13 protein-coding genes are annotated in these 15,662 nt (G+C 71.8%); 5 read left to right on the top strand and 8 right to left on the bottom strand.

The features are described from left to right. Positions 1-76 precede the first annotated feature (76 nt). Positions 77-718 (bottom strand): DUF1707 SHOCT-like domain-containing protein, encoded by a 642-nt coding sequence (locus IF28_RS0124445; protein ID WP_030224149.1) that lies wholly within the window; start codon positions 716-718, stop codon positions 77-79. Between the two features lie 150 nt (positions 719-868). Here IF28_RS0124445 and IF28_RS0124440 point away from each other — a divergent pair, with 150 nt between their 5' ends. After that, the gene (locus tag IF28_RS0124440; RefSeq protein ID WP_030224147.1) at positions 869-1,570 is read left to right on the top strand and encodes a 2-phosphosulfolactate phosphatase; all 702 of its coding nucleotides are present in this window, start codon (positions 869-871) and stop codon (positions 1,568-1,570) included. Positions 1,571-1,635: 65 nt separating this feature from the next. Further along, positions 1,636-2,184, top strand: coding sequence for a hypothetical protein (locus tag IF28_RS0124435; RefSeq protein WP_030224145.1), 549 nt, complete (start codon positions 1,636-1,638; stop codon positions 2,182-2,184). A gap of 60 nt (positions 2,185-2,244) precedes the next feature. On the opposite strand, the gene IF28_RS0124430 is transcribed toward IF28_RS0124435, so the two are convergent. From IF28_RS0124430 to IF28_RS0124405, 5 genes are all read right to left on the bottom strand, one after another. Beyond that, positions 2,245-3,936, bottom strand: a complete 1,692-nt coding sequence (locus IF28_RS0124430; RefSeq protein ID WP_234325335.1) for an FAD-binding oxidoreductase — start codon at positions 3,934-3,936, stop codon at positions 2,245-2,247. Further along, entirely contained in the window at positions 3,933-4,652 is a 720-nt protein-coding gene (locus IF28_RS0124425) for a lysophospholipid acyltransferase family protein (RefSeq protein WP_051713867.1), read from the bottom strand. Before IF28_RS0124425 ends, IF28_RS0124430 begins: the two co-directional genes overlap by 4 nt. A 124-nt stretch (positions 4,653-4,776) precedes the next feature. Then, positions 4,777-5,583, bottom strand: a complete 807-nt coding sequence (locus IF28_RS0124420; RefSeq protein WP_030224140.1) for a hypothetical protein — start codon at positions 5,581-5,583, stop codon at positions 4,777-4,779. Beyond that, positions 5,583-7,895, bottom strand: coding sequence for an SDR family oxidoreductase (locus tag IF28_RS0124415; protein WP_051713866.1), 2,313 nt, complete (start codon positions 7,893-7,895; stop codon positions 5,583-5,585). Before IF28_RS0124415 ends, IF28_RS0124420 begins: the two co-directional genes overlap by 1 nt. A 334-nt stretch (positions 7,896-8,229) precedes the next feature. Then, positions 8,230-9,066, bottom strand: a complete 837-nt coding sequence (locus IF28_RS0124405; protein ID WP_051713865.1) for a hypothetical protein — start codon at positions 9,064-9,066, stop codon at positions 8,230-8,232. A gap of 70 nt (positions 9,067-9,136) precedes the next feature. On the opposite strand from IF28_RS0124405, the gene IF28_RS0124400 reads away from it, so the two are divergent. From IF28_RS0124400 to gap, 3 genes are all read left to right on the top strand, one after another. Beyond that, positions 9,137-9,916 (top strand): SDR family NAD(P)-dependent oxidoreductase, encoded by a 780-nt coding sequence (locus IF28_RS0124400; RefSeq protein ID WP_030224137.1) that lies wholly within the window; start codon positions 9,137-9,139, stop codon positions 9,914-9,916. A 25-nt stretch (positions 9,917-9,941) separates the two neighbouring features. Beyond that, positions 9,942-10,904: a GlxA family transcriptional regulator gene (locus IF28_RS0124395; protein WP_030224136.1), complete on the top strand. Its 963-nt coding sequence runs from the start codon at positions 9,942-9,944 to the stop codon at positions 10,902-10,904. 111 nt (positions 10,905-11,015) lie between these two features. After that, entirely contained in the window at positions 11,016-12,014 is a 999-nt protein-coding gene (gene gap, locus IF28_RS0124390) for a type I glyceraldehyde-3-phosphate dehydrogenase (protein ID WP_030224135.1), read from the top strand. Positions 12,015-12,176: 162 nt separating this feature from the next. On the opposite strand, the gene IF28_RS0124385 is transcribed toward gap, so the two are convergent. Then, positions 12,177-14,771: an MXAN_6230/SCO0854 family RING domain-containing protein gene (locus tag IF28_RS0124385; RefSeq protein WP_030224133.1), complete on the bottom strand. Its 2,595-nt coding sequence runs from the start codon at positions 14,769-14,771 to the stop codon at positions 12,177-12,179. A 163-nt stretch (positions 14,772-14,934) separates the two neighbouring features. After that, positions 14,935-15,651, bottom strand: a complete 717-nt coding sequence (locus tag IF28_RS0124380) for a peptidase E (RefSeq protein WP_030224130.1) — start codon at positions 15,649-15,651, stop codon at positions 14,935-14,937. Positions 15,652-15,662: the final 11 nt, after the last annotated feature.

Below are 15,662 nucleotides of genomic sequence, written 5' to 3'. Positions count from 1 at the left end.
GACCGTACTGGTCGTGCTGCCGCCCGGCGCCTCCGGGCTCCGGCGGGGCGGGCAACGGGCCCGCCGTCCGCGTCACTCAGCCCGCGGGCTCGGACCTGCGCAGCAGCCACTGCCCGAACGTCCGGCGCGGGGGTCGCACCACGACCGTGCCGTGGGCCTTCTGGCCGACCAGTTCCACGCGCAGTCTGGGCGGGGCGGCCGGTGACGTACGCTCCCGGCGGTCCTTGAGCTTGCAGTGGACCAGGGCCAGGCCGTCGACATCGACCTCGACGTCCGGCGCCGTGACGAGTGTCAGGGTCTTCCCCGTCATGGCCACCTCGATCCGCACGGTGTCCTGAGTGATCACGGCCTCGGTGAAGTCGAGCGTCACGTCGCACCACGTCACGGCGAGTTCCATCCGTCGCGGCAGCACCCATCGGCCCGTCCGCTCCACCGTGCCGCTGAACACCTGCTCGATCCGCACGAGGTCCTTGGCCTCCGCCGCCGTACCCTCCACGGTGGCCGGCAAGTCGGTGGTGAGCAGAGCCAGTTCGCTCAGCGTCCGCGCCGACAGGGCCGCTTCCAGGCGCTCGTCCAATTCGTCCGCGGTCAGGAGGCCGTCCCCCGCCGCGACACGGAGTACGTCCACCACCCGGTCCCGGTCCGCGTGGGAGGCGCGCAGCCCGGGCGACGAGCCGGTGCCGGAAGGCGGTTCCATGGGCGAGATCTCTTCGGGCATGCTTCCGTCCTGGTCCGGTCGAACCCAGCCGCGCGAGGGAACGTCCGCGCGAGGGGAAGACCTACGCTATATCGCGTCACCGCTCCCGTTCGGACTCCGTCACGGAGAAAAGACGGTGACCGTCCGGGGGCTGTGCGCGATCATGTCCGGATGCAGACTCGTTTCCTCGGCATCCCCGAGCTCGCCGGACCCCCGTCCGTGGCGGTCGTGATCGACGTCATGCGTGCGTTCACGGTGGCGGCCTGGGCCTTTGCCCGGGGAGCGGAAGAGATCGTGCTCGCCGGGTCGCTGGACGAGGCCCTGGCGCTGAAGGCCCGCCACCCCGACTGGGTGGCGCTCAAGGACGGTGCGCCCGCGCCCGGTTTCGACATGGTCAACTCGCCTGCCCTGCTGCGGACGTGCGACCTCGGCGGACGGACCGTGGTGCAGAAGACGACGGCGGGGACGGTCGGCGCCCTCGCGGTCAGGGAGGCGTCGCTGGTGCTGTGCGCCGGTTTCGTGGTGGCGGAGGCGACAGCCCGGCTCCTGCGGGCACGCGGGTGCGACAGCGTCACGTTCGTGGTCACCGGGGAGGACGGGCGCGCCGACGAGGACCTGGCGTGCGCCCAGTACATCGCCCGGAGGGCCGCCGGGGCCGAGACGGACCCCGCCGGCTTCCTCCACCGCGCGGCCGCCTCACGCGCCGCCGCCGAACTGGCACAGGGCCTGCGCCGGGGAGCCCACCCCGACGACGTCGCCCTGTGCCTCGAACTCGACCGCTTCCCCTTCGCCATGGTGGCGACCGAGGAGGACTCCCTCATGGTTCTCCGCCCGCACACCGCGCTCTCACCCGCCGACGAGACCCTCGGCTGATCACCCGCGAGGAGGGTCGGCGGCGGACCCGGACCGCACCGACGAAGCACGAATCGGGGGGAATCATGCCTTTCGCCGAAGTGATGGGCCTTCTCGCCCAGGGCAACACCGTGCGCCGGGTGATCACCAGCACCGCGATGTCGCGGGCGCTCTCGGCGGCCGGGATGGACGCCGCGAACCTGGCACTCGAACGCGCCGGGAGCGCGAACTCGCCGGACTCGTTCATCCGCTCCGCGGCCACGCACCTGGAAGGCGCCATCAGCACTCAGGTCGCGCAGATGGGCGCACAGCGCTACAAGGGCTACATACGGCCCCACAAGTACGAGTGGGAGATGCACCGGCTCTGGGAGCTCACGTACTTGCTCGCGACCTGCTACGCGGCCCTGAACGAGCATGCCCAGGTGTCCTCGTGCATGGACCACGCCTGGCGGGAGAGCGTGAAACTGGACGTCGACAACGACGGTGACGGTTCGGGCGGGTTCTGGGTCCTTTTCACCGGATACATCTTCAACCCGTTGACATGGTTCGACAAAGCGGTGGGAGAGGAGGCGCCGTTCCCGGACCCTGAAGGCGTGTGCGGCGCGCTGGGCGTCGCTTGGCGCCGCCCGGGCTGACTCGAGGGCCCGGCGCGGGCAGCGCCCGGGAGGCGCTGCCCGATTCCCCGACGTCCCCGTTCAGACGACGATCTTGCGGGGATTGAAGTTGCCGCCCGGGTCGGCTGCGGCGAGCAGGCCGGAGAGGACCGTGACGCCTTGCGGGGAGATGTCCTGCTCCAGCCAGGGCGCGTGTTCCAGGCCCACGCCGTGGTGGTGCGAGAGCGTGCCGCCCGCGTCGATGAACGCCTGCTGGACCGCGCGCTTGACGGTGTCGTACTCACCGAGCGGATCGTCGCCGAAGACGAACGCGAAGGTGAAGTAGAGGCAGGCGCCGGAGTGGTACGAGTGGGAGAGGTGGGACATGATCCAGCCCCGGCGGCCGATCCTCCCGAAGGCGTCGTGGGCCGCCCGGTACGCCTCCGCGTGCACCTGCCGCAGCTTCGACCAGGGAGCGGCGGTCTCGCTGACATCGCCCGCGGCACCGCGGTCGAGCAGGAAGTCCCGGATGTAGGGCGTGTCGAACTTCTTCTGGTCGTACAGCGCGCCGGGGCCCTTGCCGACGCCGAGGCCGTGGTGTCTGCGTACGATCCGGTCGACGATCGCCTTCTGCCGCTTCGCGTGCGCCGCGCCGCCCTCGAAACCGATGAAGGACAGGCACATCTCGTCCAGGTTCCAGCCGCGCTTTTTCAGGAAGGCCATGAGGCCGGCCTGGGCGGCCTTGGCGATTCCCTTGGCCTCCTTGCCGGTCGCCAGGGAGAAGCCCGTCTCGTTGGCGTCGGAGATACGGGTGACCGAGGGCGCGGCGTCGCTCTCGGCGATCTCCCGCATCGCGGCGAGGCCGTGGTCGAGGTTCTTGAAGAAGTAGGCGTAGATGTCCCGCTTCTCGGGGAGCCGGTGGACCTGCGCGGTGACCTCGGTGATGACACCGAGACGGCCCTCCGAGCCGACCACCATCTCCCGTACGCTCGGTCCGGTCGACGCGCTCGGCACGGGCCGGATCACCAGGACGCCGCCGGGCCGTACGACACGCAGCCCCCTGACGATGTCCGCGATGTCGCCGTACTTGTCCGACTGCATGCCGGACGAGCGCGTGGCCACCCATCCGCCCAGCGTCGAGTGGGTGAACGAGTCGGGGAAGTGGCCCAGGGTCCATCCCGCCTCGTTCAGCTGGGCCTCCAGGTCGGGCCCGAGCGCTCCCGCCTGGATGCGTGCCGTACCGGAGTCCGTGTCGATGTCCAGCACCCGGCGGAGCCGCCCGAGGTCGAGCGAGACGACCACCCGGTCCTCGTCGGCGTGCGGTTCGAGACTGCCCGCGATGTTGCTGCCACCGCCGAACGGGATGATCACGGCGTCCAGGTCGACGGCCGTGTCGACGACTGCCCGGACCTCCGCCTCGTCGGCCGGGTAGACGACCACGTCCGGCGTGCGGGCGATCTCGCCGGCCCGGACGCGGACCAGGTCGCGCAGGCTCTTGCCGTACGTGTGGACGACGCGCGCCATGTCGTCTACGACCACGTTCCCGTCGCCGACGATCTGGCCGAGGGCGTCGACGAACTTCTCCGGCGCCCGCGAGTCCGGCACCTTCAGGTCCGCGAAGTCGGGACGCGCGGTGCTCGCGGCCTGCCGCAGATCCAGGCCGATCGCCTTCTCCACGAACGGTGCGAACGCCGGCTTGTCCTCGTGGCGGAAGCCGACGCCCTCGACGCCCCAGCCCCACCACTTCATGTGCTTCACATCGACGGTGCCGGCCGGGCGGGCGGGAGCGGTCACGGACGTTCTCCTTCGGTTGTCGGTACGTGGGACGGGGCGGGGGCCGGGCCGAGGACGCGGTCGGCGTTCTCCTCCAGGAGCTTGACCACGGCCGCACGGATGCGTGCGGTGAACTCGTGTGTCGACTCCCCCGGATGGGCGATGAGGGGGTGGCCGAAGGCGACACCGACCGGCGGCCGGCCCTTCTTGGGCCAGTTCGCTCCGCGGGGGTGGGCCGCGTAGGCGCCGATCACCGCCACGGGGAGCACCGGGAGCCCGGCCGACGAGGCGAGCGCCGCGGCTCCCGGCTTGAACGCGCCGAGCGATCCGTCGCGTGAGCGTGTTCCCTCGGGGAAGATCAGGATCGGCACCCGCCGGTGGAGCAGCGACTTGGCGCTCACGCGGCGGGGGTTGGTTCCGGTGCGGTCGACCGGGAAGGCGTTGCAGAACAGTGCGGTGAGGCCGCGTCGCCACCACACGTCGAAGAAGTAGTCGGCGGCGGCGCCCACGGCGAGGTGGCGGGCCAGCGGGCGGGGCAACGCGCCCATGATGAGCGGTGTGTCGAGGTGCGAGCTGTGATTGGCCACCACCACGAAGGCACCGCCCTTGACGTCCTTCAGACACTCGCGCCCGGACACGGTGACCCTGGTCACGTTCCAGACGACAGCTTTCAGCAGCCCCCGCTGCGCGACGAAACGTGCCGCGGCGTGTGAGCGTGAGGTGTACCGGTCGCGCATGGTGTTCCGTTCGTTCCGCCGAGGGCCGCGGGGCGCGCAGAGGGGCCCGGAGCTGCGGTTCTTCCTCGTCCTTCGGGGTGAGTCACGGCTGGGTGGGCGCCGTACGGCGTCGTACCCACCGTTGTCACACGGTGTCTCCGGCGGGGATGCCGCGCCGGTCCATGGACGTCTCGACTATGCGCAGCCCTTCCATGCCCGGAAGCTTCGCTATGTGCGCGTCGATGTCGCGGACGAGTTTGCGGCCGTCGGCCCCGGCGAAGAGGTGCTTCATCACATGGGTGACCTCGCTCTCCGGCATGACGCCCGAACCCACCGGCCCCCAGGCCTTCTCGAGCGCCAGCCGGGCCACGATCCGGGCCTTCCTGCTCGCCGCGAGCCGTTCCCGGGCCTGGGACGCGTAGAACGCGACGTGCTTGGTCTCCTGTTGCGCGATGCGCCGCAGCAGCGGTGCGAGCACCGGATGCCTCTCCAGTGCGGCGAGCCTTTGGTAGGCGGCGGTCGCCGACCACTCGTTGGCCGCGCCCCACGCCATGTGCACGGCGACGAAGTCGTGGCCGACGAGCCGGCTCGTCACCGTCTGCTTCACCGTACCGAGCCGGTCCTTCCAGCCGAGCTTGAGGCGGGTCGCCTTCAGCTCGTCGAAGTCGACGCGGACACCGTGCCGTTCGAGTACGGCGGCGAGCGCCTCCCCGTGCCAGAACTCCTCACGGTTCCACATCGTCATGAAGGCGCCCACCGCGGGCTCGTCGTGGGACGGGGTCGTCAGCAGATCCCGCAGATAGCAGACCGTGTGATATTCGATGTCACACATGTAGCGCAGGGTGCGCAGGGTCGACTCGGGCAGCGGGTCGCGCTCGAACGCGTCGAAGTCGAGGTCGGCCCACTGCACGCCGGTGGAGTTCTTCGTGTATTTGTCGATGTCGAAGGCCATCAGCCGCTCGTCTCGTCGGTAGGTGCCGAAAGTGCCGCCCGCGCCGCGATGACCTCGCGGCGGGCCGCCGCACCGCCTCTCCTCCAGCGGTGGACGTCCCAGCTTCTGCTGTGGGCCTCGCGGGCCAGTTCGGCGTCGGGGTTGACCGCCGAGGGCCGGCCCAGCAGCGCCAGCCAGGACAGGTCGGAGTGACTGTCGCCGTAGCCGTAGGACGCCGTGAGGTCGTAGCCGCCCCGCTCGGCGTACCGCTCGAGCCAGGCGGCCCGCGCCTCGTCGACGAGCGGCGGCTTGGCGAGGTAGCCGGTGAGCGTCCCGTCCCGCGTGTGCATGGAGCTGCCGACGACCTCGTCGAACAGTCCGGCGAGCGGTGCGGCGAGCAGGGCGATGGAGCCGGTCACCAGAACGGTGCGATGACCGGCCGCACGGTGTTCGAGGACGCGTGCCACGGCCTCCGCGCTGGTGTGCCGCAGCATCGTGTCGGCGTAGCCCCGCCCCACCGCGCTCTCCAGACGAGTCAGGGGCACACCGCGGTAGCGGCGCAGGAAGGCCCGGATGAACTCGCCGCGGTCGCGCTTCTCGGCCCGCAGATAGCCGGGCACCGAGGTGAGCAGGTCCACGGCCTCCCTGGGCCAGGCGGTCCCGCGGACGCCGCAGGAGCGCACCCACAGGTACTGCTCGACGATGTTGGAGTCGACGACGGTCCGTTCGAGGTCGAACACGGCGAGCACGTCCGTGCGCCGGGGCAGTTCGCGCTTCGGCCGGACGCGGGAGGCCGCGGCCGCGGCCTTGCGCCGGCGGTGGGCGGCGGTCAGTTCGTCGAGCGCGGGGAGGTGCACCTTCTGCAGGTACTCCTCCCAGTCGATGCGCTCCACGTCGAAGCCCCGGTCCTCGCGCACCCCGGCGGGGAGGGCGTCGTTCAGCGCGCGGCAGTTGCGGTCGTCGAAGACGATCTCGGTGCGCGCGTAGGCCCGGTAGAGGTCGGTGAAATTGCGCAGGGTGGCCACGCCGGCGCGCAGCTTGGCGGTCCGTGCCGCCAGGGCGTGTCTGCGCTCGTTGTTCGGCAGCAGCCGCAGGGCGGCCTCCTGGAGGTCGGCCCGCCTCTTCGCGAGTGCGAGACCCCGGTTGAATCTGCCCTCGCCCGCGAACTTCCAGGTCGGCACCTTGACGAAACCGTCACCCTTGGGCAGCGGGTTCTGGGTGTAGTAGTCGCGTACGTTCTCGTACATGCGGTGGAACGGCAGCGGGTTCGACGCGCCCGAGGCGATGTGGAAGTACCGGGGCTCGTCGGCGGGCCCCGGGTTGGCCGCCGCGGCGAGGATGGCGTTGACGACGAAGTCGACGGGGATGACGTCGAGGATCGAGTCGGGCAGTCCGGGGAACTCCGGAAGCTCCCCGCGGCCGTAGGCGAAGATCAGCGGGTCGGCGACCTTGAAACCGTCGATCCAGCCGGGGAAGGGGTGTTCCAGGGCGCTCTCGATGACCGCCGGGCGGACCACGGACAGCCGGTGTCCGGCCTCGCCCCACAGCTGCTCGGCGGCCCGCTCGGCGAGCGCCTTCGTCAGGGTGTAGACGTCGGTCCAGCCCAGGCTCTGCGCGCGGCGCCGGCCGGCGTCGACGAGCCGGGAGCGGACCCACTCGCGCCGGGCGCTCTCACTGGCGCGGGCCGCCGCGATCGGGCCCTCCTTGCCGTGTCTGCCGCGGGCGCGGGAGATGAACCGCTCGAGCGTCTCGGGTTCCCGCGAGGCGAGTTCGGCGGCCTCGTGGGTCCTCGTCGCGGCACTCCACTCGGCGCGCCAGTCGACGTCGTGGCCGAGCCTGGCCTCGGGCACGACGCCGCGCCGCAGCCCTCCGACGTAGCAGGTGGACACGTGGACGACGTGCGGGTCCGATCCGGCGGCGCGCAGGGCCTCGTAGAGGTTCACGGCGCCGTTGACGTTGGTGTCGAAGGCCTCGTGGATGGGCGGGTCGAAGGAGACGGTGGACGCCGAGTGGATGACGACGTCGAGGCGGGAGGGCAGTTCGGGCAGGTCGGTGAGGCTGCCGTCCAGCACGGTGACCCGTTCGCGGACGATACGGCCCGCCTCCTCGGCGCCCACCTCGTCGCGCCAGCGCTCGAACACCGGCTTGCGCAGCAGATGCCGGAGACGGTCCTGTCCGCTCTGACGGCCCTTTCCGCGTACGAGAAGCCAGATGTGCGTGGCGGGGTGGTCGCGGAGCAGCCGCTCCAGGACGGCCTGGCCGACGAATCCGGTCGCGCCGGTCAGCAGGACGTGCGCCTCGCCGAGTTCGGACTTCGCGCTCTGCAGTATCACGAAAGGGGCCTCGATTCCATGGTGGACACGGCACCGGGTGCGATGCCGAAGAGCGCGGGGGCGGAGCCCGGCACGGTCCGGGACCGGACCGCGGCGGGCCGGCCCGTGGTGTGGGAGCGCGAGGTCAGACAGTGGCACATGGTGTTCCGTCCGGACCGTCGGGATCCGGCACGTTCCCTCCTCGCCTGGGCACCCGAACACGGGCACTACGATCGTTTACATACGTTTTTTCACTGTACGCCCGGATTTCGCCCCCAGTTCACTTCACTCGACCCTGGTGACAAGACACCGCGCGCATCTGTGACAACTCCCTGACCGGTCCCGTGGATACGCCTCAGTCCGCTCCGGACTTCCCGCCGTGTGGCTCCGGAAGCAGCCTCGACTCCACGGTGGCCGCCACTCCGGCGCCGATGCCGGGAAGGGCGGCGATCCGGTCCCGTATGCGGCGTGCCTGTGCCCGTCCGTCCCCGTCGCCGAAGACCTGGCGTTCGAAGAAGGCGCGTTCGTGGTGGGACCGGTCGACCGCACCGAGTGGCCAGGCCGTACGCCGCAGAGCGCGGCGGGTGACGCGCTGGGCGCCGGCGGAGTGGGTGAGCAGGCGCTCCGCCTCCTCGGCGAGGAAGCGGATGTGGCGCTTCTTGACCTCGATCAGGGGGTCGACGATCGACTCCATGGCCGGGGACGCCCCCGCGAGACGCCGATAGGCGGCCTGGCCGATCCACTCGTCCACCAGACCGGTCGTCATGTGTTCGGCGACGATCCGCGTACCGGTGATGCCGGCGACGACGGAACGTCTGATCGGGCCGCGGCGCTCACGGCGCTCCGCCCGGACCCGTCGGGCCGGCCCCACGGTGGCGGGGAGATGCCGGGCGGCGGGTGAGGCGTCCAGGACAGTGTCAAGGGCATCTGCGATCCAGTACCTCTCGAACATCCATGTGGTGAGAAACGCTGTCACCCGGGCGTCCTTGTGCGTGGCGGTGACGAGGAGGTCGCGCATCCGGTGCAGCGTGGCCCGTTCGCCGTCCCGCAGCGCGCGCAGCAGACGTGCCGAGTCGGAGTCCAGCGGCTCTTCCACCAGGCGCGCGAGGTCGATCGCGGAGCGGTGGCTGCCCTGTGCCGTGCGGGCGAACTCACGTATGTCGAAGCTCGCCGGGCCGTCCTGCGGGTACATGTGTGCGCCTCCGGGGGACGGGCGGAAGCTCGGCCCAACAGTGGGGAAGGTTGGCACTATCGTAGACAGCATGGGAGTCGCACTTGTGACAGGTGGTACGTCGGGCATCGGGGCCGCGTTCGCGCGCGCACTCGCGGACCGGGGCTGGGATCTCGTCCTGGTCGCCCGCGACAAGGACCGGCTCGACCGTATGGCGGTCGAACTCAGGTCGTGTGGCCGTACCGTGGAGATCCTCCCCGCGGACCTGTCCGACCGTACGGACGTCGAACGTGTCGCCGCCCGGCTGGAGGATCCCGGCCGTCCGGTCGACATGCTCGTGAACAACGCTGGTTTCGGTGTGCACGCACCGTTGGCATCGGTGGATACCACGGTGCACGACCGGGCGCTGGAGGTGATGGGGCGCACGGTGCTCGTCCTCTCCGGTGCCGCGGCGCGGGCCATGCGGGACCGGGGGGCGGGCGCCATCGTCAATGTGTCGAGCACGGCCGGTCATGTCACGATGGGCAGCTATTCGGCGGTCAAGGCCTTCGTGACCACACTCACGGAGGGCCTGGCGAACGAGCTGCACGGAACGGGCGTCACCGTGACGGCGCTCTGCCCGGGCTGGGTGCGCACCGAGTTCCACGAGCGGGCCGGGATCCGCTCGTCGGGCATTCCGGGCTTCCTCTGGCTGGACGCCGACCGGCTGGTGGAGACGAGTCTGCGCGATGTGCGCCGGGGACGGGTCATCTCGATGCCCAGCCTTCGGTACCGGGTGCTCATCTGGTTCACCCGTCATCTGCCGCGTCGCACGGTGCGGTGGATCTCACGGAGGATCTCGTCCGGCCGGAGCGACGGTCGCCCGCGCTGAGTGGGCTCTCACGTAACCTCTTCCCGTGCCAGCCTCCCGTCTTCGCCGTGTCGCCGTCCTGGTGCTCGAGGGCGCGAAGCCGCTCGATGTCGGAATTCCCGCGCAGGTGTTCACGACCCGGGCGAGCATGCCGTACGAGGTGCGGGTGTGCGGGGCGGCGCCCGGCCCCGTGACCGGGGGCGACGGGCTGTCGTACGCCGTCGCGCACGGCCTGGACGCGCTCGAATGGGCCGACACCGTCTTCATCCCCGGTTACCGCTTCCCCGACCGTGAGGATCCGCCGGGCGCCGTCGTGGACGCGCTGCTCGACGCGCATGCGCGGGACACGCGGCTCGCCGCCATCTCGACGGGCGCCTTCGCGCTCGCCGCCACGGGACTGCTCGACGGCAGGCGGGCCACCACGCACTGGCACTACACGCGGGCACTGGCGGCGAAGCACCCCCTCGTGCGGGTCGACGAGAACGTCCTGTTCGTGGACGAGGGCAGCGTGCTCACGTCGGCGGGTGCCGCGTCCGGCATCGACCTGTGTCTGCACATGCTGCGCGTCGATCTCGGGGTGGCCGCGTCCAACCACGCGGCCCGGCGCCTCGTCGCCGCCCCCTACCGCAGCGGCGGCCAGGCGCAGTACGTGCCGCGCAGTGTGCCCGAGCCGCTCGGTGAGCGGTTCGCCGCCACCCGCGAGTGGGCGCTGCGCCGTCTCGGTGAGCCGCTCACCCTGGAGGCACTCGCCCGGCACGCGGCGGTCTCACCGCGTACCTTCTCGCGGCGCTTCCTCGACGACACGGGGTACACGCCGATGCAGTGGGTGATGCGGGCCCGCGTCGACAGCGCCCGCGAACTGCTGGAACGGTCACGGCTGAGCGTCGAGCAGATCGCCGACGACGTCGGGCTCGGCACCGGCGCCAATCTGCGGCTGCACTTCCAGCGCATCCTCGGCACCACACCGAGCGAGTACCGGCGCACCTTCGCCCGGGGTGAGGAGCCCTGACACATGCGCCGCGAGGCCCGTGGCACGATCCTTTCGAACCGTGGCGATCGCGCCGCTGTGCCGGGCGGCCGCCGCACGCGACGCTGGTGGGGAACCGAAAGGACACCACTCATGACCCGCATCGCGATCAACGGATTCGGCCGCATCGGACGCAATGTGCTGCGCGCACTGCTGGAACGCGACAGTGACCTCGAGATCGTCGCCGTCAACGACCTGACGGAGCCCACCACCCTCGCCCGGCTGCTCGCCTACGACACGACGGCCGGCCGGCTCGGCCGCCCGGTGACCGTCGACGGGGACGTCCTCGTCGTCGACGGCCGGCGCATCAAGGTGCTGGCCGAGCGCGAGCCGGCGCAGCTGCCCTGGGCGGAGCTCGGTGTGGACATCGTGCTCGAGGCGACCGGCCGGTTCACGTCGGCCAAGGCGGCCCGTGCCCACCTCGACGCCGGCGCGAAGAAGGTGCTCGTCGGCGCGCCCTCGGACGGTGCCGACGTCACGCTCGCGTACGGGGTCAACAGCGACACGTACGACCCCGCCGTGCACACCATCGTCTCGAACGCCTCGTGCACGACCAACGCGCTCGCGCCGCTGGCCGCGGTGCTGGACGAACTCGCGGGCATCGAGCACGCGTTCATGACGACCGTGCACGCGTACACGCAGGAACAGAACCTCCAGGACGGTCCGCACCGCGACGCGCGCCGGGCCCGTGCGGCCGGCGTCAACATCGTGCCGACCACGACGGGCGCCGCGAAGGCGATCGGTCTCGTGCTGCCGAACCTCGACGGGAAGCTGTCGGGTGACTCGATCCGGGTGCCCGTTCCGGTGGGTTCGATCGTCGAGCTGAACGCGACCGTGGCCCGCGACGTGACGCGCGACGACGTCCTGGCGGCGTACCGCACCGCGGCCGACGGCCCGCTGGCCGGCGTCCTCGAGTACTCGGAGGATCCGCTGGTGTCGTCCGACATCACGGGCAACCCGGCGTCGTCCATCTTCGACTCGGCCCTCACCCGTGTCGACGGCCGTCACATCAAGGTCGTCGCCTGGTACGACAACGAGTGGGGCTTCTCGAACCGCGTCATCGACACGCTGGAACTCCTCGCCTCGCGCTGACCGGAGCGGCGGTCGACGGGGCCCTCGGGGCCGACCCGTACGTGCCGGCGTGGCGGTGGACGTCGACGGCCGGGTCGGCCGCGGGACCGGCACGCGCCCGCTCGTCGTGCCGGGACACGGCGGCGGGCAGCGGGAGAACCGGCGACTGCCGCCGGTGCCGGCTCAGCCGAGTTCGGCGACCAGGTCCCCGGCCGTCACCCGGTCGAACGTCTCCGTGGCGTCGCCGGGGCCGGGGAACAGCCGGTAGAGGGTGCCCGAGGCGTGCGCCGGGCCGATGCCTCCGTGGACCGTCGCCAGGAACACCCGTCTGCCGGCGGCGAGTTCGGCCGCCGCCGCGTCGGGGTCCGGGTGCGGCAGGTATTCCTCGCTGTCCTCCATGGAGGACACCCGCGCCGCGAACGCCGCCGTGTCCTCGTCCGGCCGCAGCCGGTACCTCAGCAGTACGGGCTCCGGCTCCCGGGACGTCACGGCCACCTCGGCGGAGCGCGCCGCCGCCCGCCACACCGCGAGGTCCCAGAGCGTGGTGCGGCTGCCGGAGCCGAACTGGTCCCACAGGTCCCGGGCCACCGCGGCCAGCGCGCCCCCGCCGTGCGACCCGACGCTCTGGAAGCCGCCGGTGGACGGCAGATGGGTGTCCGTCCACAGCATCCGGCGACGGCCCAGCTCGACGATCGCCGGCAGGCACACCCGCGAGTCTCCGGCCAGGTCGAAGCGCTGACGGACCGTACGCGGGTCGTAGGAGGAGCCCCGCACACCCTGCGCGGGCAGCGCCATGAAGCCCGCGAACGCGTCCCGCAGTTCCTCGAACGGCACGTTGTTGAAGCTGAACACCAGCGGTACGGCGTACACGTCCCCGCGCTCCGCCAGCCGCTCCAGGTCCAGGTCCACGTACTCGGTGGCACCGCGCGGGGCCGGTGCGGAGGTGAGGTCGCCGGAGTGGACGGCGGCGTCCGTGCCGTGCACCAGGTTCGTGTAGTCGCACAGGCCGGTGAACGTCCACTCGGCGTCGAAGAACGCGACGGAGAGGTCGAGGTCCGTACGGTTGCCGCGCGGTTCGGTCCAGTGCAGGAACAGTCGCAGCACCTCCCCCTCGGGCAGGGTCTGCCAACTGCCCCGGGGAACCGCGACCAGGGCCTTCGCCGTGGACCGCTCGGTGAACGGCACGGTGAGGTCGCTCAGAGCGGCATCCAGTACCGACAGCTCGTACCGCTCCCCGGCGGCGAACCGGCGCAGCACCTCGGCCCGCAGCAGGGCGACCGCCGCCGCTACCAGCTCCGCGGGCAGCGGGGCCCGTCGTTCCGGGACGGTCAGGGCCCGGGTGACCTCCCCGCGCGGGAAGAACACGCGGCGGCGGCCGGTACGGTCCTCGGCCCGTACCCGTAGCGCTCCGAGCGCCGACAGCAGCGGGCCGGGGCCCACCTTCGGCAGCCCGCGCACCAGGGCCTTCTCCAGCTCGGGATCGAGGGAGTCGTCGGTGTGCAGGCGGAGCAACCGGTCGAGGCGCCGTACGAGTTCGCCGGGCCGTTCGCCGGCGAGGGCGGCGGCCCCTCCCGCGTCCGCCCCGGCCAGCTTCTCCTCCAGTCGTCCGGCCCAGGTGGCCGGGCGGATCCGGCTGCCGTCCACACGGACGGCGTCCGGGTGCGCGGCGGCCGTCGCGAGCAGGGCGGCGCCGAAGGCGGCGCCGGGGTCCACCGCGGTGCCGCGCAGCACCGCGAAGGCGAGGGCGGCACGCGGGTGCCGGGCATGCCGCTCGAAGGGGTGCAGGATCTCGGCGGCCCGCTTCCATGCCGTGGGGTGCCGGAGTACGTCCTCCACGAGGTACGGCGTGGGCAACCCGTCCAGGACGGCGAGGAGTTCGCCGCGCAGGGCGCGGGGCGGGCTGGTGAGGCGCGGCGGTGTCACCAGCCCGGCGTCGCCGCCGGACAGCACGGTGAGCAGCCGCAGGACGTCGGTGGCCGTGGTGAGCCGCTCGGCCAGCAGCTTCCGCCGTGACAGGCCCTGCGGTGCCTCGCGCAGCAGGGCGCCCAGCACCATCGCCTTGGTCTCCCGGACGGGGATGTCGCGCGGCAGCAGGCCGCGGCCGGCCGGGGTGAGGGGCAGCAGTGTCAGCAGGTCGTCCCGGTCCTGCGGGGAGAGCGGGGTACGGCGGGCCAGCAGGGCGTCGACCACCGCGGTGGCGTCGGCGGACCGGTCGGCGCCCAGGCGCAGCAGGCGCAGCGGGCCGGGGACCGACGGCTTGGCGGCGCCGACGGCACGGACGGGCCGCAGGAAGGGGTCGTCCGCGTCGATCCGCCGGTGGCAGACGGGGCAGCCGCTGTGATCGGATCCGTCCCAGCACAGCCGGCACACCAGGTGGGCGCAGGGCGACACCGGGAACACCGTGCGCGCCTCGCCGCACAGCACGCAGGGCTGCTCCGGCTGTTGCAGCAGGAAGGCGAAGATGCGGTCGACGTACAGCGCTTCGGTGTCGCGCGGCACGGTGTACGGGAAGCGGCGGAAGAGCGGGACGTGGCTGCGGTCGGAGCCGAGCAGGTCGTCGACGAGGCCGACCACGCGTGCGTGTGCCGCCGCGAGCTGCTTGGGAGCCAGCGAGCCGAGTGCCGTGAGCAGGCCGGGAGTGAGGAGGTGACCGCGGCCGAGGAGTTCGGCCTCGATCCGGCGCAGTGCCGGTCCCGTTGCCGCACCGGACACCGGCGATGTCACGTCGAGGTACACGGTCCGGACGCGGCGCAGCAGTACGGACTCGGCGGCGGACAACAGGGAATCCTCACTCTGGGCCGGGGATGGGAGAACGGGGGCGGAGAGTGGACGCGCCGGGTCTTTTCGAGAGAGTGAGAAGGATGCGCGTCGGGGAGCCGCCCCCGTTGCCCCTGATCCCACCACATGCGCGGGCGGGCGCCAACCGAATAACCGGGGCCGCTCAGTTCGCGAGCAGCCGGCAGGGCAGGGCCTCCTCGTGGACCTGGTCGTGTGCGTCTGCTCGTACCCGGTACAGCCGGGCCTCGCGGCTCCGGGTGACCGCTTCCCCGAGATGTCCGTCCGTGAAGAGGGCTCCCACCCCGTCCTCGACCGCCCAGCCCGCGGGCAGCATGCCGGTGGCCACGGCGTGCCGGTAGGAGGTGCGGCGCCCGGGTTCGCTGTCGTAGTGCGGGCACACCGAGCCGGGCAGGAGGCCGAGTCCGTCCTGGAGGTAGGTCAGCGGGCCGAAGGAGTCCGTGTGCGAGCCGTCGGCCCAGCAGTTGGCGCCGGCGCTGATGCCGCACAGCAGCGTGCCGTGTGCGTGGGCCTCGCGCAGCAGCCGGTCGACTCCGTGGGCGCGCCAGACCGCCAGCAGGTTCGCCGTGTTGCCGCCGCCGACGTACACGACGTCCTGGCCGAGCAGGAACGTCCGCAGGCTCTCGTCGTCCAGCTCGCGCCGGAACAGCGGCAGTACGGACGGTTCGCAGTCGCGTGAGGTGAAGGCGTGCAGGAACCGGTCGGTGTACGCGGGCGCGTCGCCGCTGGCGGTCGGGACGAAGCACACCTTGGGCCGGGGGCTTCTCGCGTGGGTGAGCAGCCAGTCGTCCAGCAGCCCGTCCTCATCGGTCGAGAAGCCTCCCCCGACGAGTGCCAGACGACGGGCTGTTGCGGTTCCCACGGGAGTGCCTC

Source organism: Streptomyces sp. NRRL WC-3626 (genome assembly GCF_000718785.1).
In the GTDB taxonomy this organism is placed as follows: domain Bacteria; phylum Actinomycetota; class Actinomycetes; order Streptomycetales; family Streptomycetaceae; genus Streptomyces; species Streptomyces edwardsiae.
The sequence above is the reverse complement of the archived record's forward strand: the minus strand, read 5'-3'. Positions and strand labels throughout refer to the sequence as shown.

Coding starts and splice junctions, on each gene's coding strand:
- IF28_RS0124445 (WP_030224149.1), bottom strand. CDS start 718: ATGCCCGAAGAGATCTCGCCCATGGAACCGCCTTCCGGCACCGGCTCG.
- IF28_RS0124440 (WP_030224147.1), top strand. CDS start 869: ATGCAGACTCGTTTCCTCGGCATCCCCGAGCTCGCCGGACCCCCGTCC.
- IF28_RS0124435 (WP_030224145.1), top strand. CDS start 1,636: ATGCCTTTCGCCGAAGTGATGGGCCTTCTCGCCCAGGGCAACACCGTG.
- IF28_RS0124425 (WP_051713867.1), bottom strand. CDS start 4,652: ATGCGCGACCGGTACACCTCACGCTCACACGCCGCGGCACGTTTCGTC.
- IF28_RS0124420 (WP_030224140.1), bottom strand. CDS start 5,583: ATGGCCTTCGACATCGACAAATACACGAAGAACTCCACCGGCGTGCAG.
- IF28_RS0124405 (WP_051713865.1), bottom strand. CDS start 9,066: ATGTACCCGCAGGACGGCCCGGCGAGCTTCGACATACGTGAGTTCGCC.
- IF28_RS0124400 (WP_030224137.1), top strand. CDS start 9,137: ATGGGAGTCGCACTTGTGACAGGTGGTACGTCGGGCATCGGGGCCGCG.
- gap (WP_030224135.1), top strand. CDS start 11,016: ATGACCCGCATCGCGATCAACGGATTCGGCCGCATCGGACGCAATGTG.